This window comes from Pseudomonas sp. 21615526, from assembly GCF_013386245.1.
In the GTDB taxonomy this organism is placed as follows: Bacteria; Pseudomonadota; Gammaproteobacteria; order Pseudomonadales; family Pseudomonadaceae; genus Aquipseudomonas.
The window spans coordinates 106,684-132,150 of record NZ_JACAOM010000063.1 but is presented as its reverse complement, the minus strand read 5'-3'; the positions used below and the strand labels follow the sequence as shown (position 1 = coordinate 132,150).

Below are 25,467 nucleotides of genomic sequence, written 5' to 3'. Positions count from 1 at the left end.
AATTTCAGGAAGGCCCCAAGGGTATGCCTCGTGCTGCAAGGCGTCCAGTCAAGCGAACGTCCGGCGGCGCCAGCAGTCAATCGCCTACACGGATGGAGAATTTTCCTATGAAACGTCGCTACAGTTGGCCGCTCTGGACCCTCGTCGGGGTCGTGGTACTGCTGGTCGTCCTGGATATCGCCCTGCCCTATCTGGTGCGCAATTACCTGAATGACAAACTCGCCGACATGGGCGATTACCGCGGCCAGGTCACCGATGTCGACCTCGCACTGTGGCGCGGCGCCTATCGGATCAACGGCTTGCAGATCGTCAAGGTCGACGGCAAGGTGCCGGTACCGTTCGTCAAGGCGCCGGTGATCGACCTGTCGGTCAGCTGGCATTCGCTGTGGTACGACCACGCAGTGGTGGCCGAGGCACAGTTCATCAAGCCGGAGCTGAACTTCGTCGACGGCGGCACCAACAAACAGGCGTCCCAGACCGGTCAGGGCACCGACTGGCGGGCACAACTGAGCAAACTGTTGCCGATCACCCTCAACGAGGTACGCATCGACGACGGAAAGATCGCGTTCCATAACTTCAGTTCGAAACCGCCGGTCAATATGTACGCAACCCAGGTCAACGCCAGCTTCTACAACCTGACCAACGTGGTGGATGTCAAAGGCCAGCGCGACGCACGTTTCGACGGCAAGGCGCTGTTCCTGGGCCAGGCACCGCTGGAAGCCACCGCCACGTTCGACCCCTTGAGCAATTTCGAAAACTTCGAATTCCGCTTCCGGGCCCGGGATATCGAACTCAAGCGCATGAATGACTTCGCCTCGGCCTACGGCAAGTTCGACTTCAATGCCGGCACCGGCGACCTGGTGGTGGAAGCCCAGGCCGAAAAAGGCCAGTTGACCGGCTACATCAAGCCTTTGCTGCGCAATGTCGAAGTGTTCAACTGGCAGCAGGATGTCGAGAACAAGGACAAGGGCATCTTCCGGTCGATCTGGGAGGCGGTGGTTGGCGTCAGCGAAACCGTGCTGAAGAACCAGCAGAAAAACCAGTTCGCCACCCGCGTGGAGCTCAGCGGCAACGTGCACCAGCAAGATATCAGCGCGTTCCAGGCGTTTTTGCAGATTTTGCGCAATGGTTTTGTCCAGGCCTTCAACGCCCGCTATGAACAACCCAAGCCCTCGACAGATTGATCTTCAACGTGACTGCCCATTCAGAGACTGAATAGCCCGTCTGCGTTCACAGTCGCCGGGGCTGCGCGGTATAGTCGGGCCAAGCTGATTACTCGCCCGCTTCGGTCCTGCACCGTTCGGCGTCACGTTCGAGGATTGATAGATGAAGTTCGAAGGCACCCAGGCCTACGTTGCCACCGATGACCTGAAACTGGCCGTCAACGCCGCCATCACCTTGGAGCGGCCACTGCTGGTCAAGGGCGAACCGGGCACCGGCAAGACCATGCTCGCCGAGCAACTGGCCGAATCCTTTGGCGCCAAGCTGATCACCTGGCACATCAAGTCCACCACCAAGGCGCACCAGGGCCTGTACGAGTACGACGCGGTGAGCCGCCTGCGGGACTCGCAGCTGGGCGTGGACAAGGTGCACGACGTACGCAACTACCTGAAAAAGGGCAAGCTCTGGGAAGCCTTCGAGTCCGAGGAGCGGGTCATCCTGCTGATCGACGAAATCGACAAGGCCGACATCGAGTTCCCCAACGACCTGCTGCAAGAACTCGACAAGATGGAGTTCTACGTCTACGAAATCGACGAGACCATCAAGGCCAAGAAGCGCCCGATCATCATCATTACCTCCAACAACGAAAAAGAGCTGCCGGACGCGTTCCTGCGCCGCTGCTTTTTCCACTACATCGCCTTCCCGGACCGCACCACTCTGCAAAAGATCGTCGACGTGCACTACCCGGACATCAAGAAAGACCTGGTCAGCGAAGCCCTCGACGTATTCTTTGACGTGCGCAAAGTACCGGGCCTGAAGAAAAAACCGTCCACCTCCGAACTGGTGGACTGGCTGAAACTGCTGATGGCCGACAACATCGGCGAAGCGGTACTGCGCGAGCGCGACCCCACCAAGGCCATCCCGCCCCTGGCCGGTGCCCTGGTGAAGAACGAGCAGGACGTGCAGTTGCTGGAACGCCTGGCGTTCATGAGCCGTCGCGGTAACCGATAAGGGCGATTGCCATGCTGCTCAACCTGTTCAATGAAATGCGTGCAGCCAAGGTGCCGGTGTCGGTGCGTGAGCTGCTGGACCTGATCAACGCGCTGAAACAGCGCGTGACCTTCGCCGACATGGACGAGTTCTACTACCTGGCCCGGGCGATCCTGGTGAAGGACGAACGGCATTTCGACAAGTTCGACCGGGCCTTCGGCGCCTACTTCAACGGCCTGGAAAAACTCGACGATCACCTGCAGGCGCTGATCCCCGAAGACTGGCTGCGCAAGGAATTCGAACGCTCGCTGACCGACGAAGAGCGCGCACAGATCCAGTCCCTCGGCGGCCTCGACAAGCTCATCGAAGAATTCAAGAAACGTCTCGAAGAACAGAAAGAACGCCACGCCGGCGGCAACAAGTGGATCGGCACCGGCGGTACCAGCCCCTTCGGCTCTGGCGGCTTCAACCCCGAAGGCATACGCGTGGGGGATGCCGGCAAGCGCCAGGGCAAGGCGGTCAAGGTCTGGGACCAGCGCGAGTACAAGAACCTCGATGATTCGGTGGAACTGGGCACGCGCAACATCAAGATCGCCCTGCGCCGCCTGCGCAAGTTCGCACGCCAGGGTGCGGCGGAAGAGCTCGACATTGACGGCACCATCGACCATACGGCCCGCGATGCCGGGCTGCTGAATATCCAGATGCGCCCGGAGCGGCGCAACACCATCAAGCTGTTGCTGCTGTTCGACATCGGCGGCTCGATGGATGCCCATGTGAAGACTTGCGAAGAGTTGTTCTCGGCGTGCAAGACCGAGTTCAAGCACCTGGAGTATTTCTACTTCCACAATTTCATTTATGAATCGGTGTGGAAGAACAACATGCGCCGGGGCTCGGAACGCACCTCGACCCAGGATTTGCTGCACAAGTACGGTGCCGACTACAAAGTGATCTTTATCGGCGATGCGGCCATGGCGCCGTATGAAATCACCCAGGCCGGCGGCAGCGTCGAGCACTGGAATGAAGAGCCCGGGTATGTGTGGATGCAGCGGTTCATGGAGAAGTACAAGAAGCTGATCTGGATTAATCCGTACCCGAAAGATACCTGGGGCTATACGGCGTCCACCGGGATTGTCCGGGATTTGATCGAAGACCAGATGTTTCCGTTGACGTTGCGCGGGCTTGAGGAAGGGATGCGCTTTTTGTCGAAGTAAGTTGTTTCCCAGACAACCACGATCAAATGTGGGAGCGGTCTTGCGCGCGAAAGCGCAGTGTCAGTCACCGAATATATTGGCTGATACACCGCCTTCGCGAGCAAGCCCGCTCCCACATTTTGTCCTGCGGCGGTCTTTAGTTTCTGGCAAGGTACTGCAAATACTCCACTTGCTGGCGATGCGCCGTCTCCTGCACCACCGGCGCCAACCTCACCTTCTCCCCCGGCAAGCACTGCGCCAGCCGCGCCAACGCCAATGGCGTCAACGCGCCCAATCGTGGGTAGCCGCCAATGGTCTGCCGGTCATTGAGCAACACAATCGGCTGCCCATCCGGCGGCACCTGGATCGCCCCCAGCGGGATGCCTTCCGAGATCAGCGACGGCCCCTGATACTCCAGCGGCGTACCCAGCAAGCGCATGCCCATGCGGTCGGCACGGCTGTCGAGGGTCCACTCGCTGTTGAACACATCAAACAGACTCTGCCCGCCAAACTGACCGATCTGCGCCCCGAGGATCACCTCCAGTGGCGCCTTGGAATCCAGCTTCGGCAATTGCCCGGCGGACAACACCTGCATCGCACCGCCCACGCCCGAATAGGTCAATTGCGCACCTTCGGCCAGTGACCGGCCAAAGCCATCCAGCCCGCCCAGTTCTTCACGGCCCACCGTGGCGCAGCTGCCCAGCACCTGCGGCGCATCAAACCCGCCCGGCGCTGCCAGGTAAGCCCGCGCACCGCTGAATGGCTGGGTAAAACGCAAGCGCTGGCCCTTTTGCAGAATAAAGCTGCGCCCCGGGCTGATCGCGCGCTCGTCGACATACGCGCCCAAGTCCGCCCCGGCCAGCGCCAGCAGGCAATAGTCCTCGGCCTGCACGGTGAAGCCACCCAAGGTGATTTCCACCACCGGCGCATCCAGGGCATTGCCCAGCAACCAATTGGCCCACGACATCGACACCCAATCCAGCGCGCCGCCCTGGGTCACGCCCAAATGCCTGACGCCAAAACGTCCGGCGTCCTGCAACAGGCACAGCGGTGTGCTGGCCTCGATCAGCAAGCGGCTCATGCCTGCGCCTCCAACGGCGTGTCATCGCCGCCCAGGTTGATGAATTCGCGATGGCTGACCGCTTCGTAGCGCACGGTATCCCCCGGCTGCATCAGGCTGTAGCCCTCGCGTTCACGGTCAAACAGCTTGGCCGGCGTGCGGCCAATCAGGTTCCAGCCACCTGGCGAGACCACCGGATAAGCCGCCGTCTGCCGCTCGGCGATGCCCACGCTGCCCGCCGCCACCCGCTTGCGCGGGGTGTTGAGCCGCGGTGTCGCGAGCTGTTCATCCACCAGCCCCATAAAAGCAAACCCCGGGGCGAAGCCCAAGGCGAATACCTGGTACTCGTGCTGGCTGTGACAGCGAATCACCTCCTCCACTGCCAGGCCACTGCGCTGCGCCAGCAACGCCAACTCCGGACCGACACTCAGGTCATACCAGACCGGCAACACATGGCATTGCCCGCTGCCCTTGGGTTCGGGCTGCAATTCCTTGAGCGCCTGGTCGATCAACGCCCGTGCCTGGCCAGGGTCCAGCGCCAGCAGGTCGTAGTGCACCATCAGGGTCGTGTAGGACGGCACCAGGTCCACCAGCGCCGGGCCAAAACCTTCGCGCAAACGGCGGGTGGCGGCGAGCATCCAGGGCATGTTGTCTTCGGCGATCACCTCAAACAGGCGCACCATCAGGCAGTCGATGGCCACCACTTCAATCCGTGGCTTCATGCTGGGGTCAACGCCTCGCGGATGCGCTGCACGGCAGCCACTGAGCTGGCGTTATCACCATGCACGCACAAGGTATTGGCTTGCAGGTGCAATGGACTGCCATCACTGGCGACCAACTGTTCTCCCCGGGCGATGATCAAGGCCTGCTGGATGATCTTTTCCGGGGCATGATGCACCGCGCCCGGCAACTGGCGGGAGACCAGATGGCCGGCGCTGTCGTAGGCACGGTCGGCAAAGGCTTCGAACCACAGGGTCACGCCATATTCGTCACCCAGGGCCTGGGCGGCGCTGTTGTCACGGGTGGCCATCAGCATCAATGGCAGGCTGGCGTCGTAGGCCGCCACGGCCTGGATCACCGCTCGCAATTGCGCAGGCTTGGCCATCATGTCGTTGTACATCGCGCCATGGGGTTTGACGTAGCTGACCCGTCCGCCCTGGGCCCGGCAAATACCGTCGAGGGCGCCGACCTGGTAGTGCAACAGGTCCTGGATTTCCTGCGGGGTGTAGGCCATGGATCGGCGGCCGAAACCCTGCAGGTCCTGGTACGCCGGGTGCGCGCCCACCTGCACGCCATGCTCGAAGGCCAGGCTGACGGTCTTGCGCATGATGCTCGGGTCGCCGGCGTGGAAACCGCAGGCTACGTTGGCGCAATCAATGAACGGCATGACTTCGGCGTCCAGACCCAAGGTCCAGTTGCCAAAGCTTTCGCCGATGTCGCAGTTCAATAGCAGGCGGCTCACGGTAGGGCTCCTGTAGGCTTTATTTTTTTGTAGTGTGGGATCTTTTACCAAGATCTCGCAACGATGTTGTCCCGAGCCCCAACGACGCTTATCGTGAGACAGCTCGATTTTTGGCGGTTGCGGCACGCTGCGTCCAACTAATAAAAAACAATCCATGCATAAGAAAAGTTGATCCCATGAATTTGAAGTTCCTCGAAACCTTCGTCTGGGTGGCCAAGCTCAAGAGCTTTCGCCTCACGGCAGAGAAGCTGTTCACTACCCAGGCCTCGATCTCCAGCCGCATCGCCGTGCTGGAAAGCGAGTTGGGGGTAAAGCTGTTCCTGCGCGATTCCCGAGGTGTGAGCCTGACGCCGGAAGGCTTGAAGGTGCTCGATTATGCCGAGCAGATGATGGCGACCATGCAAGGGCTCAAGCAGTCCCTGGAAACCACCAGCAGCAAGGTCGGGCGTATCCGCATCGGAGTGATGGACACGGTGATTCACACTTGGCTGAGCGCGCTGGTGGCAGAACTGACGGACAACTTTCCGCGGGTAGAAATCGAGTTGGTCGCCGATACCGCGCTGAACCTCAGCGATCAGTTGCAAAAAGGCTTTCTCGACCTGATCCTGCAAACCGACCTGCTGCGCCAGGAAACCTTGCGCAGCCTGGAACTCGCCAGCCACCCCATGGGCTGGATCGTCGCCAGCCACTCGATCTACAACCGCGACTACGCGTCCCTCGCCGAACTGGCCCAGGAGCGCATCATCACCTACTCGAAAAACTCCTGTCCGCACCAGGACGTGCTCAGCCTGATGCAGGCTAACGGCGTATCCGCCCCACGGATGAACTGTGTGAACTCGGTGTCAGCGATCACCCGCCTGCTGCGGGACGGGTTCGGGATTGGTGCGTTCCCGCCCGTATTGGTCAGTGAAGAGCTGGCACGAGGTGAATTGACCATGCTGCCCATGGAACAACGGCCGCCGAACCTGCAGGTGGTGGTGTCGTGGCGAGTGGGCGTGGAGTTGGTGGAGGAGATTGTGGCGCTGTGCCAGAGCGTGGTGCAGCAGTACGCGCAGAAGGTGGGCGAGGACTTGATGGTGTTGAGCAAACCCATGCCACTGAAGGAACCGATTTAAAACTGTGGGAGCGGGCTTGCGCGCGAATGCGGTGTGCCAGCCACCCCATATGTCACTGACGCACCGCATTCGCGAGCAAGCCCGCTCCCACAATTTGACCGCGTCAGCCTTTAAAGCCCCTTGAGGTCCCGCTCTTCAATCGGTCGGCTCTGGCGCAGGCGCTTGCCGCCCAACACCACCCAGTCGATCAGGCGGAACAGGCACTCGATGCCGAACGACAAAAACATCGCCCCGCCCAGGCCCCAGCCCATGGCTTCCGGGGTCAGCAACAGCATGTAGCTGTAGCCGTTCCAGGTTTCCTGGCGAATCGCCGGGTCGGCGGCCACCGCCACTTGCAGCGCGCGGATGTACCACGGGCCCTGCATCGCCTGGAACTGCTTATCCAGCGCTGCCTGGCGGTCGAGCAAGGTGCCCAGGCTGTTGGCATCGCTGCGAAACACCGGGTCGTCACTGGCACGGTAATGGGCCACCAGCGCCTGCAAGTCACCGTTGAAGAACTGTTGCGCCGTGGCATCGAAGCCGCGCAAGCCGGTCTGGGCTTCGATCAAGTGGGCTTCGACGCGCTTGGCGTAGTCGCTGATAAACCCCGGCACCTGCACACCGACCAACAGACCCACGGCAAACAACACCAGTCGCAAATAGCTGAGCAACATATTCGACGTCCTTATTCCGTTTTACCTTGGCTGACACATTCGCCGCGTCGCCACAGGCTCCACTGGCCCGGTTCGTAGCGGGTCCAGGTCTCGTTTTCGGTCAGGGGTTCGGTGGCAATTACCGTCACCACGTCATTGGGGGTGGTTTCGGCCTGAAAATCGACGATCACGTCGACATCTTTCAACCGTGCAGGGCCAAATGGCGCACGCCGGGTGATCTGTGCCAGTTTGGTCGAGCAATAGCAGAACAGCCAGTCACCGTCGCTGAGCAGGCAGTTGAACACGCCCTTGCTGCGGTATTCGCTGCAGGCGGCGATCAGGTCCGGCAGCACCTGTTCGATGTCCACCGGTTCCGGGAACGCTTCACGGACTCGGTTGAGCAAATCGCAGAACGCCGCTTCGCTGTCGGTATCGCCCACCGGGCGGTAGAACGTGGCGCGGGGGTTGAAGTCCGCCAGTTGACCGTTATGCGCAAAGCACCAGTTGCGGCCCCACAGTTCACGGACGAACGGATGGGTATTGGACAGGCACACCTTGCCCACATTGGCCTGGCGGATATGGCCAATCACCACTTCACTCTTGATGGGATAACGCTGCACCAGCAGCGCGACTTCCGATTCGCTGCTGGCCGCCGGGTCCTGGAACAACCGCAGGCCACGGCCCTCGTAGAAGGCGATGCCCCAACCGTCGCGGTGGGGCCCGGTACGTCCGCCGCGCTGCATCAGCCCGGTGAAGCTGAAGACGATATCGGTCGGTACGTTGGCACTCATGCCCAATAATTCACACATGCCAGGCTTCTCGATACAGGGCGTACAACGTTAAAGGCGCGGTTCGACCCGCATACCGCTGACAGGTGCCGGGCGACCGTAACGCTCATCGGCGAAGGGTTCGTCGTCATCCTCCGGCTCGGCAGCAGCGGCTGCCGCAGCGGCGGCCTTCTGCTCACGACGAACCCTGGCGGCACGCTCGATGGGCCAGCGGATCAGCACGAACACCAGGTACACGCCGAACGCGATCATGCAATACATGAACAGATCGGAAATCGCCCGCCAGGCGTTGTTGCCGACCTTGAGCACCAGGTCCAGGGCGGTGATGGCCACGGCCGGGGCGAACTGGGTCTTCACCGGGTCGACGATGGTCGGGCTGAACAGCAGCACCGCCACCAGCAACCGCAGTGGCTCGCGCAGCCAGCGCCACATCCAGCGGGTCATGGCAAACCACACCAACAGGCAACCCAGGGCTGCGAAGGCGTAGAGGCCCCAAGCGATCAGATAGTCGTTCTCGGTCATGGTGTCCATGGCAAGGTAGGCAAACAGGCCGCTATGATAACGGCTTTTCAGTGCCGAGGCTGCAATGCCGTCGGCCAACCGCCAGACAGAGAGTGATCCATGCCCCCATCGACCCACATCACTGCCGCCCCGATCGCCCGCAAGGCCCCAGGCACCGACCCGTATGCCTGGTTGCAAGCGCGTGACAGCGCCGAGGTGCTCGATTACCTCAAGGCGGAAAATGCCTGGCAAGAAGCACAATTGTCCGACCAGCAGGCGCGGCGCGAGACCCTGTTCGAGGAGATCAAGGGCCGCATTCTCGAAACCGACCTGTCCCTGCCCTCGCCCTGGGGCCCGTACCTGTATTACACCCGCACCACCGCCGGCGACGAATACGCCCGCCACTACCGCTGCCCGCGCCCGGCGGACGACAGCCAACAGGTCGACGAAAGCGCGGAAGAGCTGCTGCTGGACCCGAACGTACTGGCCAATGGCGGCTTTTTCTCCCTCGGCGCCTTCAGCATCAGCCCGGACCACCAGCGCCTGGCCTACAGCCTGGATACCAGCGGCGAAGAGATCTACACCCTCTATGTGAAGGAATTGGCCACCGGCAAGGTCAGCGAACTGGAGTTTGAAGACTGCGATGGCAGCATGACCTGGGCCAACGACAGCCTGACCCTGTTCTTCACCGAGCTGGACGACACCCATCGCCCGCACAAGCTGTATCGCTATCGCCTGGACGGCACTGCCGCCGAAGAAGTGTTCCACGAGCCTGACGGACGTTTCTTCCTGCACTGCTACCGCTCCAGCTCCGAGCGTCAGTTGCTGCTGGCCCTGGGCAGCAAGACCACCAGCGAGATCTGGGCCCTGGACGCCGAAAAGCCGCAGCAGGCGTTTACCTGCATGGCGCCACGGGTCGAGGGCCATGAATATGACGTCGACCACGGCAAGCTGGACGACCAGTGGACCTGGTTTATCCGCAGCAACCGTGACGGCATCAACTTTGCGCTGTTCCAGGCGGCCGACACCGGCAGTGTGCCGACCCAGGACGACTGGCTGAACCTGATCCCCCACGACGACGCGGTAATGCTCGATGGCGTAAGCCTCAATGCCCGGGCCATGACCCTGAGCCTGCGGATCGGCGGCCTGCCGATCATCGAAGTGCACCCACAGGGGCAAGCCGCTTATCGCGTGGAGTTACCGGACGCGGCCTACAGCCTCTATGTGCAAAACAGCCTGGAATTTGCCAGCGACAAGATCCGCCTGCGCTATGAGGCGCTGAACCGCCCGGCCCAGGTTCGTCAGCTGGAACTGGCCGGCGGCGCACAACAAGTGCTCAAGGAAACCCCGGTGCTGGGCGTGTTCAACGCCGACGACTACGTCAGCCAACGCCTGTGGGCAACGTCGGCCGATGGCACTCAGGTGCCGATCAGTCTTGTCGTCCGACGCGATCAGTTGGGTAAGCCGACGCCCCTGTATCTGTACGGCTACGGCGCCTACGGCCACAGCCTCGACCCGTGGTTCTCCCACGCCCGCCTGAGCCTGCTGGACCGTGGCGTGGCCTTCGCCATTGCCCATGTACGCGGCGGCGGCGAACTGGGTGAGGCCTGGTATCGCGGCGGCAAGCAGGAGCACAAGCAAAACACCTTCAGCGACTTTATCGCGTGCGCCGAACACTTGATCGCCCAGGGCCTGACCACCTCCAAGCAACTGGCCATCAGCGGCGGCAGCGCCGGCGGCCTGTTGATCGGCGCGGTGCTCAATCAACGCCCGGAGCTGTTCCAGGCGGCGATTGCCGAAGTGCCGTTCGTCGATGTGCTCAACACCATGCTCGACCCCGAGTTGCCGCTGACCATCACCGAGTACGACGAATGGGGCAACCCGCAGGAGCCCGAGGTGTATGAGCGGATCAAGGCGTACGCACCGTACGAAAACGTCAGCGCCCAGGCCTATCCGGCCACGCTGGTGATCGCCGGCTACAACGACAGCCGCGTACAGTATTGGGAAGCGGCGAAGTGGGTGGCCAAGCTGCGCGACACCAGGACCGACGACAACCTGTTGCTGCTCAAGACCGAGCTGGGCGCCGGCCACGGCGGCATGAGTGGGCGTTACCAGGGATTACGTGACGTAGCACTCGAATATGCATTTGTTTTCAAGGCGCTGGGGCTGATTTAAGGAACTCCGCCTGGCGGGCCGGTCTGAACACTTGACCGCCGGGCGCGCCCTGCACGATTTATGGACAAAGACTGTAAGCCTCATGCCAGAACCGACCTTACTCAATAACGAAATCCGCGACATGCTGATGGATTGCGGCCTGTTCGACCCGTTGCTGCCGGAAGACTTCCACGTAGCGGCGGGCTATTTCAACATCAGCAGCATCGCCCGCGATGAGGTGATTTTCCTCGAGGGCGACGCGGGCACCTTCATGTGCATCATTCACTCAGGCCAGGTGGCGGTGCAGAAGACCAACCATGCAGGCCAGCGCCTGACTATCGCCACCTTGCGCAGCGGGCGGACCTTTGGCGAGATGGCTGTGCTGGACGGCGAGCGCCGCTCCGCCAGCTGTGTGGCGGCCAGCGATTGCGTGCTGTTGAACCTGGGCAAGGATTCCCTGGAAAAGATGCTCAACGATGCACCGAAAATCGCGGCCAAGATCATTCGTGCGATTGCTATCGCCCTGTCCAGGCGCCTGCGCATGGCGGACGGGCAATTGCTGTCCCAGCAGTTTTAGCCGCCTGGGGTCTTGGGCTTGATGTCGTTTTGCTGCAAGCCGGGGATCGTCTGGTCCTTCGGCGGCGCGGGCAGCACGATCGGCGCCAACAATGGCTCACCGCTGCCGGCCGCCTTTGGTGTCGCCGGTGGCGTGACTTGCGGGTAAGGCGTGGGCGTTGCAGTACCCGGTGAACCCGCCGTGGGCGCGGGGGTAATCGGCACGGTTTGCGACTCCTGAGCCTGGGCCACACCGCCAAGGGCGAGCGCGCTCCACACAATGACCGTTAGAATGCTGCACTTCATCGATGGCTCCATGGCCTGACCGTAAAGTCGTAAGGCTACTCCCAACCGCGCAAGAATGCCCTTCCCAATGAGATTTCCATGAAACGTTTCGTTCTGCTGGACACCACTCCGATCCCCGACAACGGCGGTGCCTTGTGCCTGTTCGAATACGGTGAGGACTTTGTCATCAAGATTCAGGGCGGTGACGGTGGCCAGTTGATGAACACGCGCATGCACGGTTCCGAGGATGCGCTGGCGGAGATTCCGTGCCGCAAAGTCGCCGGTCGGCCCGGCTCCAGGGTGTTGATTGGCGGCCTGGGCATGGGCTTCACCCTGGCGGCAGCGCTCAAGCATTTGGGCAAGACTGCCGAAGTGGTGGTTGCCGAGCTGGTGCCCGGCGTGGTCGAGTGGAATCGTGGCCCTCTGGGGGAAAAGTCCGGCCGCCCGCTGCTGGACCCGCGCACCGTGATCCGTATGGAAGACGTGGCCAAGGTGCTGCAGGCCGAGCCCCAGGGGTTTGACGCGATCATGCTGGACGTCGACAACGGCCCCGAAGGCCTGACGCAAAAAGCCAACAGCTGGCTGTATTCCGCCGGTGGCCTAAGCGCCTGCGCCAAGGCGCTACGGCCCAAGGGCGTGCTGGCGGTATGGTCGGCCAGCGCCGACAAGCAGTTCAGCGACAAACTGCGCAAGGCCGGCTTCAAGGCCGAGGAAGTGCAAGTGTTTGCCCATGGCAACAAGGGCACGCGGCATACCATCTGGATTGCTGAAAAGCTCAAGGGCTAAGCATTAACTGCGTGGGTTGAAGTCAGATCGACCGGCGCAGTCGATTCAAATGCCTCAAGCCTTCCAGCACCAACACCACCACCGCCAGCCAGATCGGCAGGTAGGTCATCCATTGGCCCGGTTTGAGGGCGTCTCCCAGCATCAGCGACACGGCCACCAGCAGCACCGGTTCCGCGTAACTGAGCAAACCGAACAGGCTGAACGGCAACAGCCGGCTGGCCAGGATGTAGGAATAACCCGCCGCCGCGCTGACCAACCCCATCAGTGGCACCAGCCAATAGAGCGCCGGGCGCTGCGCCAGGGTCTCGTTGATGGGCTCACTACCGAGGACGAACCACAGCGCGACCGGAATCATCAGCATCATGTCCAGCCACAGCCCGCCGAGGTTGTCGGTGCCACAACGCCTGCGCAGCACGAAATACAGCGGATAACCGACGCACACCACCAGGGTGGTCCAGGAGAACCCGCCCGTGCGATACAGCTCGTTGGCCACGCCCACCGCCGCCAGCGCTGCGGCAATTTTTTGCAGATGGGAAAGGCGTTCGCCGTAAACGATGCGCCCGGTGATGACCATGGTCAGCGGTAACAGGAAATAGCCCAGCGACACATCCAGGCCGTGGCCATTGAGGGGCGCCCACATGAATATCCACAACTGCACACCCACCAGGGCACTGGTGAGCACGACACAGGGCAGCAACGCGGGTTTCTCCCGCAGACGCTTGTAGATCAACGGCACCCACTTCCAATCCCCGGACAGGCACAACAGCAACGTCATGAAGGGCAACGAGATGAGCATTCGCCAGCCAAATATCTGCTGGCCATTCAAGGGTTCAAGAAGGGAGGTAAAGAAATACAGCACACCAAACAGGAAGGAAGCGGAAACCGCCAGAACAACGCCTTTAGACACAACAGCCTCTACAAAAAATTGCATGTATTCAATTGAAGCAGGCCGTTGCATTCACGCAGTGTGAATGTCAGTGAGATGAACATCAGAAGTTTATTAACGGGCACCATAAACTTACAACTTGCACGGGACACCTATCCCGAATCTTCAAGTTATAACAACAGGGTAACGCGTCGATCTTTTATTATTTGCACGACGATCATCAGACACTTCAACCACCCGACTTCGGTTATTGGAAGCAGTACGCTCTGGATGAGCGCTTCTGATTTGAAACGCCACAACGTCAACCACGGGGGTTGATATCGTGAAAGGAAAGCCCGGCTTGCGGGAAACTGACAGTCGCCAGGAAAGACCTGACGTATTGACTACCTGACGCCACCACAGAACACACTAACGGCAGTAGGCCAAGAGGCGCCACATTAAACAAACTGGCAAAGTTAGTCCAACACTTTATCACCCTGAAGCCAATTAAATGCCCCACGGCATTTAAATCGATATTTGCCGGATCTTTACTGTATATTAAGCCGTTATACGCCCGACAGAAACAGCACAAGGCCGCCCCTGCCGGTTCGTCACTTAGTTACTTCTACTGTCGATAACGTAGGGCACTTTCTTCTTGAACGTATCGTTCAGTTCTTTGCAGTCAAGTGACGTGAAGCCGCCCAACTGCCGGGCGCTGAAGCCGCTGTCCCCTACCGGTGCCTCGGGCGCCAGGCTGACCATGCGCTTGGCTACCGCCTCGATTGCCTTTTCATACCCGCCTTGCTTGTTCAGGTTGAACGCGCCGAGGTCAATCTGCGTGCGCAACCATCCTCCCCAGTAAAACTCCAGGAATTCCGGCACCACCTCACCAGAGGTCGGCTTGCCGTAGGACGCCTTGCGGGAGAAGTAAACCAGGCTGCGGAACATATCGTCGCCGAGGTCCTTGAAGCCCAGGTGTGCCGGAATTTGCTCAGGCGTGATGGTCTTGCCCTGGCCGTCCTTGAGCCAGACCTTGCGGCCCTGCTCCATGCGTTTCCAGAAAGTCGCCAGGTCGGGACTGTCGCTGAAGTTATCGGTGACCCGCACCCACATCTTCAGTTTGGCGCCGGCACCCGGCTGCTCCCACAAGGTACTGAACGAGTGGTGGCCGTCAGTGAGGTACAACTGGCCAGCAGGGCCGACCACCACGGTTTTCATATCCGCCGGGTGAGCGCCCACCGGGTCTTTGCAGGTGAAGCTGCCTGGCTTATGCAGATCGGCATCTTCAGGCACCTTGTCGACACCGCCCTGGCCGTTGGTTTCACAATATTCGTCGAACACTTTTTTGCGCGCCTCGGCAAATACCCCCAGCTTGTAATGAATCTGATCAAAACCGATGACGGCCTGGGCCGGGTGGAGCTGCTCCAGCGCCACATTGATCACCTGGCCTGGCTGGGGCGTGGAAAACGCCTGGACCTGAACACTGACGGCGCACAACAGCAGCGCCCACAACCATGAATGCATCCGCATGAGTACCGCTCCTTATGAATTCAGTTCGTCGATACTACAAACAATCCCCCTCCCCGGCATGACCGCGCCTGAAAAAGCCGGAGGTTTATTAGCCCGCAAGCAGCTAGAATCAACGCTATCCGTGATCCACTAAAGACAGGAGCCATGATGAGCTCGACCAACCCGCCCTCCCACACCGCCAAGCTGGACCGCATCCTCGCCGATGCCCAGCGCGACCGGGAAATGGGCTACCGCGACAAAGCCCTGAAGATGTACCCCCACGTATGTGGCCGCTGCGCCCGTGAATTCGCCGGCAAGCGCCTGAGCGAACTGACCGTGCACCACCGCAACCACAACCATGACGACAACCCCCAGGACGGCTCCAACTGGGAGTTGCTGTGCCTGTATTGCCACGACAACGAACACTCGCGTTATACCGACCAGCAGTATTTCGGCGAAGGCTCCACCAGCAGCCCGACGATCGCCAAGGCGACGCACAACCCGTTTGCGGCGTTGGCCGGGTTGATGAAGAAAGACGACTGAAGCGATGTAATGAACGACCTGCTGTGGGAGATGGCTCGCAGTGGGAGAAGGCTTGTTGTGGCGAGGGAGCTTGCTCCCGCTGGGCTGCGTAGCGGCCCCACGTTTTTTGGGAGCGCTTCGCACTCCAGCGGGAGCAAGCTCCCTCGCCACAGCAAGCCCCTTTGCCATAGCAAGCTCCCTTGCCACAGTGTTGCAACACGTGCCGCTCAAACTGACCGCCTTTCGAGCAATCCCCGTATAATCGCGGTTTTTCTCGAAGGCACCCTCTCCCGTGGGCAATAAACGCTACAGCTGCATCGGTCTGTACAACCCCAAATCCCCCGAAAACGTCGGCTCGGTGATGCGCGCCGCCGGCTGCTACGGCGTGGCCTCGGTGTTCTACACCGGCAAGCGCTATGAGCGGGCCCGGGACTTTATTACCGACACCAAGAAGGTCCACCACGACATTCCGCTGATCGGTATCGACGACCTGAAAAAGATCCTGCCCCTGGGCTGCATCCCCGTCGCCGTCGAGCTGGTGGAAGGCGCCCGCCCTCTCCCCGAATACACCCATCCGGACCGTGCGCTGTATATCTTCGGCCCGGAAGACGGCTCCCTCGACAAAGAGATTCGCGACTGGTGTGAAGACGTGATCTACATCCCGACCACCGGTTGCATGAACCTCGCCGCCACCGTCAACGTGGTGCTTTACGACCGTCTGGCCAAGGGCAACAACACCCGTTCGGGCCCCAAATACTGATTTTTTGGGAACATCCGCGGCCTGTGTGCAGTCAGCTGCATATCAATCAGCCCTTGTTGGAGACAGATCATGAGCGACAGCAAAACCCTGCGACCCGTTATCCGGTCCACCCCGTTCGAGCCCCAACCCACGCAAAACGTCCAGGGCTGGGAACGCATCGGCTCCCTGGCTGGCGGTGTGGTGATGATGGGCAAAGGCCTGCGCCGTGGCGGCTTTTTCGGTTTGATCCAGGTGGCGATTGGCGGCGTAGCGCTGGCACGCGGGATCAGCGGGCATAGCTCGGCGAAAGAGTTGCTGGAGCGCAGCCGCCAGGAAATGAACAGCGTGCGAACCAAGATCGAACGCGCCGGTGAGGAACTGAAAAACCTCAAGACCAAGGCTGAAGTGGCGGCTGAAAACGCCAGCAAAACTGTGGGTTAACCCCGATCAAAAGTGGGAGCGGGCTTGCTCGCGAAAGCGGAGTGTCAGTCGCTGACTGTGTTTCTGATACACCGCTTTCGCGAGCAAGCCCGCTCCCACCTTGGTTTCAGTGCAGCAGTTTGGTATCGAGTACTACCGACGACTCGCCAATAATGCTCTCCCCCAGCTGCACGAATTCCTTGGTGCTGATGCTGTTCAGGCGCATCACCGCCTGGGTCAAATCATCCAGCGAACGCTTGTTGTGGGTTTTCACACGAATCTCGCGGTCCAGCTCCTGCAACAACACCACCGCTCGTGAGACGGTCGCGCTATTGGCGTGCTCGACCCGCAGGGTGGTCACGTCCTTGCCTTCGCTGGCCAGCCGGGCCTGCAGGGCGGCATAACGATCGTCGCTGATCCCCCCTGCGCGGCGCATCAGCTCAATGGCGTAGTACTGCGCCAAGCCCTCGCTGATCCAATCGCTGCCCTGATGGTCGTTGAAGCGGCCGATAGCCTGCACCACTTCACGGATCAACGGGCTGCTGCCGTTCTCGCTGACCAACGGCGTACGGCTGTTGAGGTAGATCGAGTCCCGCGCCGAATACGCACCGCGGCGCATCGGGTCACTGGCGCCCACCACCAGCAATTTCGCCGGGTGCCGTGGGAATGCCGCTTGCACTTGCGGCCAGACAAACGTCAGCAAGGTCAGCACATCCATGCGATGCATGCCTTGCCCTTTGGGCGACGCCACGGTGATTTCGGTTTCCCCCAGGCGCATCCTGCGACTGCCCAGCGTACCCGCGAGCATCCAGCCGGTGGGCCGGTCAAACAGGCGGGAAACGTTATCGATGCGGAATTTGTTCTTGCCGATGCGCGGCCAGGACGTCTCGACGCTTTTCCAGCCGGCAGGCAGTTCAAACACCAGGCGCGACACCAGTTCAATGCCGTCCTGTTGATCCAGACGTGCAGTGGGCACCAGGTCTTCGCCGCGAAACAGCGCCCAACTCGGGGTCATCCGCGCTTCATAGACGCCTTTCTTGCGGGCGTGGGTGAGGCGTACACGGTAGGTCAGGCTGGCCTTGTCGGCACTCGGTTGCCACAGGCCGCGGCTGTCACCCGGGGTATTGCCCGGCAACACTTGCCACTGGCCATCGGCCTTGAAGTCGCTGTAGTCGCCGTCGCGGCCCAGGTCGAAGTTGAGGCTGCGCACCGCCGAGCCCTGGGACAGGCTCAGGCGCACTTCTGCCTGATCACTTTGGGGCAACAGCTTGACGTGATAGTCCAGGTCAACTTTCTTCGCCGCCCACGCCGTCGCACTCAATACCAACAACAGCAGGCTCGCCGCCAGCCTGGCTCCAACCGTCATACACACTCCTTCTCAGCCTGCACGAAAAATCAGGTAATCCTCCCAGTCATCCTCGGGCACGCTGCCTTCGCTGAGCATGCGCCCGGACTGGGAAATGCGTTCCTGGTGCACAGCGTCGCGATCGCCGCAGACCAGGTGGTGCCACAGCGGCAAATCCTTGCGCTCGCTGACCAGCCGGTAACCGCAGGTGGGCGGCAGCCATTTGAACTGGTCGGCCTGGCCCGGAGTGAGCTGGATGCAATCGGGCACCGAGGCGCGACGGTTGGGGTAATCGGTGCACTGGCAGGTTTTCAGGTCCAGCAGTTTGCAGGCGATGCGCGTGTAGTAGACGCTGTTGTCGTCTTCATCCTCGAGCTTTTGCAGGCAGCACAGGCCGCAGCCGTCGCACAACGACTCCCACTCATCCTGGTCGAGTTGTTCGAGGGTTTTGCGGATCCAGAAAGGTTCGACTTTGGCGGCCATGGCTCTACATCAATATCGGTATGTTAAAAGGCCGCCAGTCTAGTGCCCATGGCCCCCGGGGCCAAGCGCTTACGACTGTCGGTAGAACAAGACTTGTCAGCCACCCGGCGGCGAAGTAGTTTTGAACCCCGGTTTTTCATCAGGATCAGCCCAATGAGCAGCAACCCACGCGTCGCCGACTATCCGATCCACCCACAATTCACCGACCGCTGGTCGCCGCGCGCCTTCACCGGCGAAAGCATCCCGGTGGACACCCTGTTGAGCTTCTTCGAAGCCGCGCGCTGGTCACCTTCGGCCTACAACTCGCAGCCATGGCGTTTTCTCTATGCGCGCCGCGACACGCCGAACTGGGAACGTTTCCTGGGCCTGCTGAACGAATTCAACCGTGGCTGGGCGCAGCATGCCTCGGCCCTGGTGATCGTCGCGTCGAAGACGACCTTTGCCGTGCCTGGTGCCACCGAAGAAACCCCGGCCCTGTGGCACACCTTTGACACCGGCTCGGCCTGGGGCCACCTGGCGCTGCAAGCCAGCCTCAGCGGCTGGCACACCCACGGCATGGCCGGTTTCGACCAGGAACTGACCCGCAAGGAACTGAAGATTCCTGAAGGTTACGCCCTGCACGCTGCGGTGGCGATTGGCAAGCTCGGCGACAAATCGACCCTGGCCGACTACCTGCAAGCCCGGGAAACCCCGAGCCCGCGTCGTCCATTGAACGAGCTGGTGTCCGAAGGCGACTTCAACCACCAGGACTGAACACGCTCTGGCAGTCGTTGACGGTCACGTCAAAACCCTGCTGCTGCGATCACAGCAGGGTACACCGGCCACAAGTGCAGCTACGCCTTGGCGATCAGCGCGTAATAGGCCCTGCGCAGCTCGTCTCGATCACGCTTGTACATACTGGCGAGAAACGGTGTCATGTCTTCAAGACCGTTTGCGTTCAAGTCCACTGGATAGATTTTATTATCCCTCGCTGAATACAGGAAATTACTTAACTGCAGATCGTTGTGGTAAAGATTTTTCTGTTCCATGCGCCGAAATGCGTCATCCAGTAAAAGCCTGGCCTCTGGGGGCAAACTTCCCCTTGCCAGGGTATTTACATCCACCCCGTCCAGCTTGCCCATTTTCAAATAACGGCGACCATTTTCAAATATCGTGGTTGCAAAGCCGTCACCGTAATAGCTGTTCAGGCACAGGGTCTCGTTATCGACAAAGTCGTCGGCAGAAGTCATGGATGAAGGGCCATAGTCCTTATAGACACTTTTCCCGTCGAGACTGTCGTAGATCGTCCCCTCACCGCCCCCGCCAATTTCCGGCCCCAGGTCTGATGCCACAGAAGGCGGGTTACCGCCGCGTGCCCCCAGGCGCTGCCATTGGTCCCCCTGAAGGTGCTGCACCAGCAGCGGCGTTTGCCGGTTGTTGTGATAAATCTGCGCCTGTACGGCACCGTCGGCGGTGCGAGTCACTTGCCGCACTTCGTAGACCGCAGTGTTGCCGGCAGTATCGGTATGGCGGATGTGGGACAAGTGACCGTCCGCCGCCACATAGATCCCCTGACTGTTGCGCGCAAGCCCGGCTATTTTCGATTCGGCCACGCTGTAGTCGCCAAGCAACCGGTTGTTCAGGGCGCTGCCCGGCTCGGCAGGCGTGGTGATGATCGCCCCATCCATCGCACTCGTTTTTGCGGTGAAGCCTTCAAGAGGGCTGCCGTAAGGCCGCATCCTGTCCACATCAAACGCATACCATCGACCGTTCTGGAGTACCGCGCCTCCATCAACGCTTTGCCCGGCGACCTTGAAGGTACCCGTCGCTGCTGCGTCATAGTGTTTACTGGCAGCCTTCAACAGGTCATAGCTGCCGCTCGCGCCCCTGAGCTTGTTGACCACCTCTGCACCCGTGGCGCGTACAAAGTTGGCGCCTTTGCCCAGCAACCGGGCACCGCCCGCGACCAGTTCGCTGAAGCCATCCAATGGGTTGAATGCTTGAATGGCAGCCACACCGATGACTTTTGCCACTTGAATGGCCTTGGCGGCGGCGCTCGCGACCTTGGCTCCCGCCTTCGTGACTTTCGCCGCCACACCCGCGCCCGCCGTGACAAAACCAAAGACATCCAGCGCCAGGTCACTGGCCCCTTCCAGGTGGTTGCCCCTGGAAAAATTCGCGATGGCTGACCTGAGCGGAATCAGGTCAAGAAAAAAGTGGGTGACGTTCCACTCGGTTGCCATTTGTTTATCGAACGAGGTGACACCCCGGGCATAGGTTTTTATGTCATCACTGTCGAGATCAAGATGCTCAACAAAGGCATCGGCGATGTGCTGGGTTCGCGCACTGGAAAAACTGGGGGGCGGCGTTGACAAGCCGTCCTGGCTCTTTTGGCCAAGGGCAGCCTCGCTCACGGTCTTGGGCTTGAAGGGCTCCGTCTTGAACTCCTTGTTGGCCTGCCGCTCGCGTTTTGTTGTTAACTCCGAGGCCGGCACCGACTTGATTGCACCTGCGTTCAAATCAATTTCATAAACGGTGTTGCCATTTCTTCCGGTGGCCTTGACCCACAGTTTGTTTTCCGCGCCCTGCCGTTTTTTAGAGGTGAAGTCGAGGCCCAGTTCATAAGTGTTTTTCTGAAAAAACTCGAGCTTTGCAAACTCCAGGTTTTCCCGGTCAACCAAGGGCAGTGTTGCGACAAGGTGCCTGATGACGCTGCGAACCCCTTGCTGGCGAGAAGTGATTGCTTGTTCAAATTCTTCGTTGAAGATTTTGTTCACGCTGAAATCCAGGCTCTTGCCTTTGATTGCCTCGGCAATGCTCGGGTCCCTGGTTTCCCATGGGTATTGGCCAAGTCCGCTCATGGCGATGTCCAACAACGAGAAAAGCCCGCCGGGCGCCCGGTTCGGATCATAAAGTGGTTGGGCTGACGGTTGTTTCGAGTCAACGACCTTCAGTCGTTTCTCTTCAAAAGGTACGTGTTCGCCAAACCGCTCCTTCAAATGGGCCAACGCAATGTCTTTACGGCTTGGAATCTCCGCTTCCAACAAACCGGTAGCCGCAAGCGTCGACTTCAGTTGTGCGTTGAATGCCGTCCTTGCACGGTCTATCTCATCGTCGCTGTAACGATCACCTGGCTGGCATGTGACGATCCCGTTGACCACGGCCCAGTCCACCAATGCCGCCTTTTGTGCATGTTCGGCGGTGGCTCGATTCGTCAGGATCGCGTTTTCCGCGCTGGACATGACTTGGGCAAAGGTCATGTGCGCCACCTTTCCGGGGAACTGCGCCTCTATGGCCGCCGCTGCGACCGCGAGGCTTACCCAGGCCGGGCTGCCGTAGGTCACGCGGTCGGGGATGTCCTTGATCAAAAACTCGGGCGCCTTTCGTGCCAGTAACAAATAGGCGCCGGCCTTGGCCATCTCGGGACTGGTCTTGTGATTTTCGTGCAGGTAAGTGCTCAGGCGCTCGAGCACTGTCGAAGCCGGCTTGCCCCAATGGGCTTGTTGGGCGAGGTCGAAACCCGCCACGCGGTTACGGTGCGGCGCCGTGATGGACTCCGGGTCAAGCAGCAGATGGATCGCACTCAGTGCGTACTCGTTCACGCTGGTCTCGGAGGCGGCGCCCCCAAGCTGGTCCTGTATGGCTTGCCCCAGTGCCTGCCCGCGGGTGGAGCTGACGAGGGTTTCGAGTGCCTTGGCAGGATCAGCCAATGCCTCGCCCGACAACGGCTGGTTCGCGTTCAGATATTCCAGTACACCCACGCTTGCGCCGATGTGCGGTGCATTGGGGTTCTGGCTGCCATGGTCGGTAGCCGCCGCCAGTACCCTGCGTTGTTCAGCGGCGCTCATGGGAACAGGCCAGGACAACCCGCCGCCAAAATTGCCGAGCGGATGCTCCAGTGCCCTGTCACTCACAGCGTGGGCATGACCGGTCAGCTGAAAATGATTGGTGGGCAACCCCAAGCCGATACTTCTGAGAAAGGTCTCTACCGTCGCCGCTTTACCCGCCTGGGTCGGGTAGGACGAGTCGGGGTGTATTTGCATCGGTGTCGTTTGAAGCGCGGCCAGCACCGCTTGAGGGCTGGCATTCACGCCAAGACGGCTGGCGATTTCGTTGAGCTTCTGGCCGAGTGTCCGCAGATTCTCGCGGTCGCCCAACGCCGCGGTGAGACCGGATTGCCGGGGGACTGGGGCGAGGGCCTGCGTATCGCGATCGGCCGTAGCACCCAGAGCAGAGGGCAATAGAGGGAGCTCCGCCGGCTCGGTAGAAAGCAGGGAAAGTTGCGGAGTTACCCGTGGAGGGAGAGACACAGTGCCAGCATTCAACATGAGAATGTACCCATCTGGAGAGGGGTACGAGCCTCACATACGGCCTGCGAAACGAACATCTGATTAGTGTTTGCAGAAATTTGTAAGCGCCCGGCAACACGCGTTGCCGGGCCTTCGCGCTGTCAGTAACCGCGCTCGAAACTCACTTCGCCGCGCAACGTTTCCTGCGCCTGGTACGCGCGCAAATTCTCGACAAATAATTGCACCATCATCCCCGGCGAAGTCGGCGCCGAGCTGTGGCCGGTCAACAGCAAGCCCCAGGCAGTCCAGAACGGATGGCGCTGGGGCAATGGCTCCTGACGGCAAACGTCGATCACCGCGCCGGCCAGATGACCTTCCTTCAACGCTTCCACCAGGTCTGCATCGACCACCGCCACGCCGCGCCCGACGTTGATGAACAACCCGGTCGGCTTGAACTGCTTGAACAGCGCCGCATTGTACAAATCGTGGGTGTTCGGCGTGTTGGGCAGCAGGTTGACCACGTAGTCCACCTCACCCACCAGGCGCGGCAACGCGTCGAGCCCGGCAACTTCGACAAACGGCGCCTGCTCACGGGCCTCACTGGCAATGCCGTACAGCTCAACGCCAAACGGCTGCAGGAATTGCGCAACGCTGCGGCCGATATCACCGGTACCGACGATCAGCACTTTGCGCCCCGCCAGGCTCTGGCCCATGCGGTTATCCCACTTGCGCTCGACCTGGCTGACCAGCCGCGCCAGCACTTCACGCTCATGGCCAAGCATGTAAGTCAGCACGTATTCGGCCATCACCTGGCCAAAAATGCCCACGGCGCGGGTCAGGCGGTAATCCCGCGGCAGGCCGTCGGCCAGCAGCGGCGTAATGCCGGCCCAGGTGGATTGCAGCCATTGTGGCTGGTGCCCCTGGCGCAGCAAGGTGGCCAGAAGATCCGGCTGGCCCAGCCACACCGGGCAATCGGCCGCCAGGCGCGACAATTCGGCGGAGTCGCCGCTGGTCATGACCTCAAGGTCCGGCGCCGCTTCGCGCAGCAGCCGGGCGTACAGCGGGTGATCGTGTTCAGCAATCAGAACGCGCATGGTTCAAACCTTTCAAAAACACTGCAGGCGGCCGCCGGTCCAGTCACCGTACCGTGCGGCCGCCGCCAAAAATTGAATTCCATTGATGAATGTGCCCCGGACGGGGCACTGACCGATCACATCGGGTCATTGCGTCGCAGCAGCTCTTCGGGCAAGTGTTCGATGTACTCGTCCTCGGCCGGCGGCATTTGCAGGTGGTAACCCTGCTTTTCGAGGTTCTCCAGAACCTCGGTGATGTCCTCGCGGGACAGCTTGCGCTCCGGGCTCAGCACCAGGTCGAAGGCGTGGTGCGGCTTGCCGAAGGCGGCCAGCAGACTTTCCGGCACGCGCTCCAGTGCATCGCTTTTCAGCACGTAGAGGTACATCTCGTTTCGTTTGAGGCTGCGATAGATGGAGCAGATACGTTTCAAGGCTGTTCTCCGGCAGTGGCCAGGCTGTCCAGCAGCGCCTGGCCCATCAGTTCGCGGCGCCAGCCACGCAGCGAATCTGGCAATTGGTAAGGCCCCTCGGGATAGCCGCTCTTGATCAGGGCTTCAAGGGTTTTCTTGCGCAGCATCAGTTCCGGCGCCATGTCCAGGCGTTCGGCCTCGGCCTGGCCCAGGGCGCGCAGTTGCTTGATCAGCGTGGCGGCGTCCACCGGCAATGGCTCGGCAACCGCCGGTGGCCACTGGTCCATGGGCACGCTGCCGGCGCGCTTGATCAGGCCCAGCAGGAACTCGCCGTCCTGGCGCACGGTGCGCGGGTGCATGTCTTCGATCTTGCCCAGCGCGGCGAGGTTATCCGGCTGGGATTTGGCCAGGGGCCATAACGAGTGCTCACGGATGATCCGGTTGCGCGGCAGGTCACGGGCACGGGCTTGCTGTTCGCGCCAGGCGCACAGTTCGCGCAATACGGCGAGCTGGGCACGGGAGAGTTTCCAGGCGAGCTTGGCGTCGCGATAAACCTCGTACGGGTCCACTTCGCGGCGCAGGTTGGCCACCAGTTCGGCACCGTCTTCCAGGACCCAGGCGTATTTGTCGTCGGAAAGCTTCGGGCGCAGGCGTGTGTAGACTTCTGCCAGGTGCACCGCGTCTTCGGCGGCGTAGCTGATTTGCGTCTCGGACAATGGCCGCTGCAACCAGTCGGAGCGGGTCTCGCCCTTGGGCAACTCGATATCGAGGACGGCTTGCACCAACCGCGAATAGCCCATGGAGAAACCGAGGTTCAGGTAGGCCGCCGCCAGTTGCGTGTCGAACAACGGCACCGGCAGGCTGCCGGTCAGGCGCAGCAACACTTCCAGGTCTTCGCTGCACGCGTGTACCACCTTGATCACCGCCGGGTTCTCCAGCAAGGCGGCCAGGGGTTGCCAGTCGTCGATGGTCAGGGGGTCGATCAGGTAAGCGCGCACGCCATCACCGATCTGGATCAGCCCGGCAATGGGATAAAAAGTGTCGACCCGCATGAATTCGGTGTCGAGGGCGACGAATGGCAACTGCTGCCATTCGGCGCAGTGCTGGCCGAGGCTATCGTTGTCGCAGATCCAGTGAATATCGATGGCCACACG

26 protein-coding genes are annotated in these 25,467 nt (G+C 60.8%); 11 read left to right on the top strand and 15 right to left on the bottom strand.

The window, feature by feature from the left end:
- The first annotated feature begins 107 nt into the window (after positions 1-107).
- From HX786_RS18520 to HX786_RS18510, 3 genes are all read left to right on the top strand, one after another.
- Positions 108-1,184, top strand: coding sequence for a DUF748 domain-containing protein (locus HX786_RS18520; RefSeq protein ID WP_087692565.1), 1,077 nt, complete (start codon positions 108-110; stop codon positions 1,182-1,184).
- Between the two features lie 142 nt (positions 1,185-1,326).
- Positions 1,327-2,172, top strand: a complete 846-nt coding sequence (locus tag HX786_RS18515) for a MoxR family ATPase (protein ID WP_003210690.1) — start codon at positions 1,327-1,329, stop codon at positions 2,170-2,172.
- 11 nt (positions 2,173-2,183) lie between these two features.
- Complete coding sequence (locus HX786_RS18510; protein ID WP_003210689.1) at positions 2,184-3,362, top strand: VWA domain-containing protein; 1,179 nt, start codon at positions 2,184-2,186, stop codon at positions 3,360-3,362.
- 136 nt (positions 3,363-3,498) lie between these two features.
- Here the strand turns inward: HX786_RS18510 and HX786_RS18505 are convergent, their stop codons facing one another.
- The 3 genes from HX786_RS18505 to HX786_RS18495 are packed head-to-tail and all read right to left on the bottom strand — an operon-like array spanning position 3,499 to position 5,863.
- Positions 3,499-4,422: a biotin-dependent carboxyltransferase family protein gene (locus HX786_RS18505; protein ID WP_008437952.1), complete on the bottom strand. Its 924-nt coding sequence runs from the start codon at positions 4,420-4,422 to the stop codon at positions 3,499-3,501.
- Positions 4,419-5,123, bottom strand: coding sequence for a 5-oxoprolinase subunit PxpB (pxpB, locus tag HX786_RS18500; RefSeq protein WP_178912439.1), 705 nt, complete (start codon positions 5,121-5,123; stop codon positions 4,419-4,421). Before pxpB ends, HX786_RS18505 begins: the two co-directional genes overlap by 4 nt.
- Complete coding sequence (locus HX786_RS18495) at positions 5,120-5,863, bottom strand: 5-oxoprolinase subunit PxpA (protein ID WP_178912438.1); 744 nt, start codon at positions 5,861-5,863, stop codon at positions 5,120-5,122. The genes pxpB and HX786_RS18495 overlap by 4 nt, the downstream gene beginning before the upstream one ends.
- A gap of 176 nt (positions 5,864-6,039) precedes the next feature.
- Between HX786_RS18495 and HX786_RS18490 the strand changes: the two genes are divergently transcribed.
- Complete coding sequence (locus HX786_RS18490) at positions 6,040-6,978, top strand: LysR family transcriptional regulator (RefSeq protein ID WP_008437943.1); 939 nt, start codon at positions 6,040-6,042, stop codon at positions 6,976-6,978.
- A gap of 110 nt (positions 6,979-7,088) precedes the next feature.
- Here the strand turns inward: HX786_RS18490 and HX786_RS18485 are convergent, their stop codons facing one another.
- The 3 genes from HX786_RS18485 to HX786_RS18475 are packed head-to-tail and all read right to left on the bottom strand — an operon-like array spanning position 7,089 to position 8,998.
- Positions 7,089-7,631 (bottom strand): DUF2937 family protein, encoded by a 543-nt coding sequence (locus HX786_RS18485; RefSeq protein WP_178912437.1) that lies wholly within the window; start codon positions 7,629-7,631, stop codon positions 7,089-7,091.
- An 11-nt stretch (positions 7,632-7,642) separates the two neighbouring features.
- Complete coding sequence (locus HX786_RS18480; protein WP_003210683.1) at positions 7,643-8,419, bottom strand: class II glutamine amidotransferase; 777 nt, start codon at positions 8,417-8,419, stop codon at positions 7,643-7,645.
- Between the two features lie 30 nt (positions 8,420-8,449).
- Positions 8,450-8,998 carry a hypothetical protein gene (locus tag HX786_RS18475; RefSeq protein WP_003210682.1) on the bottom strand — a complete coding sequence of 183 codons (549 nt, stop codon included), beginning with the start codon at positions 8,996-8,998 and terminating at the stop codon, positions 8,450-8,452.
- 21 nt (positions 8,999-9,019) lie between these two features.
- Here HX786_RS18475 and HX786_RS18470 point away from each other — a divergent pair, with 21 nt between their 5' ends.
- Together HX786_RS18470 and HX786_RS18465 are read left to right on the top strand one after the other, a co-directional pair.
- The gene (locus tag HX786_RS18470; protein ID WP_178912436.1) at positions 9,020-11,074 is read left to right on the top strand and encodes a S9 family peptidase; all 2,055 of its coding nucleotides are present in this window, start codon (positions 9,020-9,022) and stop codon (positions 11,072-11,074) included.
- Positions 11,075-11,156: 82 nt separating this feature from the next.
- The gene (locus HX786_RS18465; RefSeq protein ID WP_003210680.1) at positions 11,157-11,630 is read left to right on the top strand and encodes a cyclic nucleotide-binding domain-containing protein; all 474 of its coding nucleotides are present in this window, start codon (positions 11,157-11,159) and stop codon (positions 11,628-11,630) included.
- On the opposite strand, the gene HX786_RS18460 is transcribed toward HX786_RS18465, so the two are convergent.
- Positions 11,627-11,914: a hypothetical protein gene (locus HX786_RS18460; RefSeq protein ID WP_003210679.1), complete on the bottom strand. Its 288-nt coding sequence runs from the start codon at positions 11,912-11,914 to the stop codon at positions 11,627-11,629. The genes HX786_RS18465 and HX786_RS18460 overlap by 4 nt on opposite strands.
- Positions 11,915-11,992: 78 nt before the next feature.
- Between HX786_RS18460 and HX786_RS18455 the strand changes: the two genes are divergently transcribed.
- A complete protein-coding gene (locus tag HX786_RS18455) occupies positions 11,993-12,679 on the top strand; it encodes a spermidine synthase (protein WP_063032534.1) in 687 nt (228 codons plus the stop codon).
- A 22-nt stretch (positions 12,680-12,701) separates the two neighbouring features.
- Here the strand turns inward: HX786_RS18455 and rarD are convergent, their stop codons facing one another.
- Together rarD and HX786_RS18445 are read right to left on the bottom strand one after the other, a co-directional pair.
- Positions 12,702-13,586: an EamA family transporter RarD gene (rarD, locus tag HX786_RS18450; RefSeq protein ID WP_023659097.1), complete on the bottom strand. Its 885-nt coding sequence runs from the start codon at positions 13,584-13,586 to the stop codon at positions 12,702-12,704.
- Positions 13,587-14,159: 573 nt separating this feature from the next.
- Positions 14,160-15,074, bottom strand: a complete 915-nt coding sequence (locus tag HX786_RS18445) for a ParB/Srx family N-terminal domain-containing protein (RefSeq protein WP_178912435.1) — start codon at positions 15,072-15,074, stop codon at positions 14,160-14,162.
- Between the two features lie 147 nt (positions 15,075-15,221).
- Here HX786_RS18445 and HX786_RS18440 point away from each other — a divergent pair, with 147 nt between their 5' ends.
- The 3 genes from HX786_RS18440 (at position 15,222) to HX786_RS18430 (ending at position 16,755) form a co-directional block, all read left to right on the top strand.
- The gene (locus tag HX786_RS18440) at positions 15,222-15,596 is read left to right on the top strand and encodes a YajD family HNH nuclease (RefSeq protein ID WP_003210675.1); all 375 of its coding nucleotides are present in this window, start codon (positions 15,222-15,224) and stop codon (positions 15,594-15,596) included.
- Between the two features lie 271 nt (positions 15,597-15,867).
- Positions 15,868-16,335 (top strand): RNA methyltransferase, encoded by a 468-nt coding sequence (locus tag HX786_RS18435; protein ID WP_003210674.1) that lies wholly within the window; start codon positions 15,868-15,870, stop codon positions 16,333-16,335.
- Positions 16,336-16,404: 69 nt separating this feature from the next.
- On the top strand, positions 16,405-16,755 hold the full coding sequence (locus HX786_RS18430; RefSeq protein ID WP_003210673.1) for a DUF2892 domain-containing protein: 351 nt from the start codon (positions 16,405-16,407) through the stop codon (positions 16,753-16,755).
- 106 nt (positions 16,756-16,861) lie between these two features.
- Here the strand turns inward: HX786_RS18430 and HX786_RS18425 are convergent, their stop codons facing one another.
- Positions 16,862-18,100, bottom strand: coding sequence for a hypothetical protein (locus HX786_RS18425; RefSeq protein WP_178912434.1), 1,239 nt, complete (start codon positions 18,098-18,100; stop codon positions 16,862-16,864).
- A 12-nt stretch (positions 18,101-18,112) separates the two neighbouring features.
- Positions 18,113-18,562 (bottom strand): YcgN family cysteine cluster protein, encoded by a 450-nt coding sequence (locus HX786_RS18420; RefSeq protein ID WP_003210671.1) that lies wholly within the window; start codon positions 18,560-18,562, stop codon positions 18,113-18,115.
- 153 nt (positions 18,563-18,715) lie between these two features.
- Here HX786_RS18420 and HX786_RS18415 point away from each other — a divergent pair, with 153 nt between their 5' ends.
- Positions 18,716-19,315, top strand: a complete 600-nt coding sequence (locus HX786_RS18415) for a nitroreductase family protein (RefSeq protein WP_008437924.1) — start codon at positions 18,716-18,718, stop codon at positions 19,313-19,315.
- Between the two features lie 80 nt (positions 19,316-19,395).
- On the opposite strand, the gene HX786_RS18410 is transcribed toward HX786_RS18415, so the two are convergent.
- The 4 genes from HX786_RS18410 to rnd all read right to left on the bottom strand — a co-directional run bounded on the left by HX786_RS18410 (position 19,396) and on the right by rnd (position 25,464).
- Positions 19,396-22,782: a hypothetical protein gene (locus HX786_RS18410; RefSeq protein ID WP_256735310.1), complete on the bottom strand. Its 3,387-nt coding sequence runs from the start codon at positions 22,780-22,782 to the stop codon at positions 19,396-19,398.
- 209 nt (positions 22,783-22,991) lie between these two features.
- The gene (locus tag HX786_RS18405) at positions 22,992-23,924 is read right to left on the bottom strand and encodes a D-2-hydroxyacid dehydrogenase (protein WP_003210668.1); all 933 of its coding nucleotides are present in this window, start codon (positions 23,922-23,924) and stop codon (positions 22,992-22,994) included.
- A gap of 116 nt (positions 23,925-24,040) precedes the next feature.
- Positions 24,041-24,334 (bottom strand): YcgL domain-containing protein, encoded by a 294-nt coding sequence (locus HX786_RS18400; protein ID WP_178912432.1) that lies wholly within the window; start codon positions 24,332-24,334, stop codon positions 24,041-24,043.
- Positions 24,331-25,464 (bottom strand): ribonuclease D, encoded by a 1,134-nt coding sequence (gene rnd / locus HX786_RS18395; protein WP_178912431.1) that lies wholly within the window; start codon positions 25,462-25,464, stop codon positions 24,331-24,333. Before rnd ends, HX786_RS18400 begins: the two co-directional genes overlap by 4 nt.
- Between the last annotated feature and the right edge of the window lie 3 nt (positions 25,465-25,467).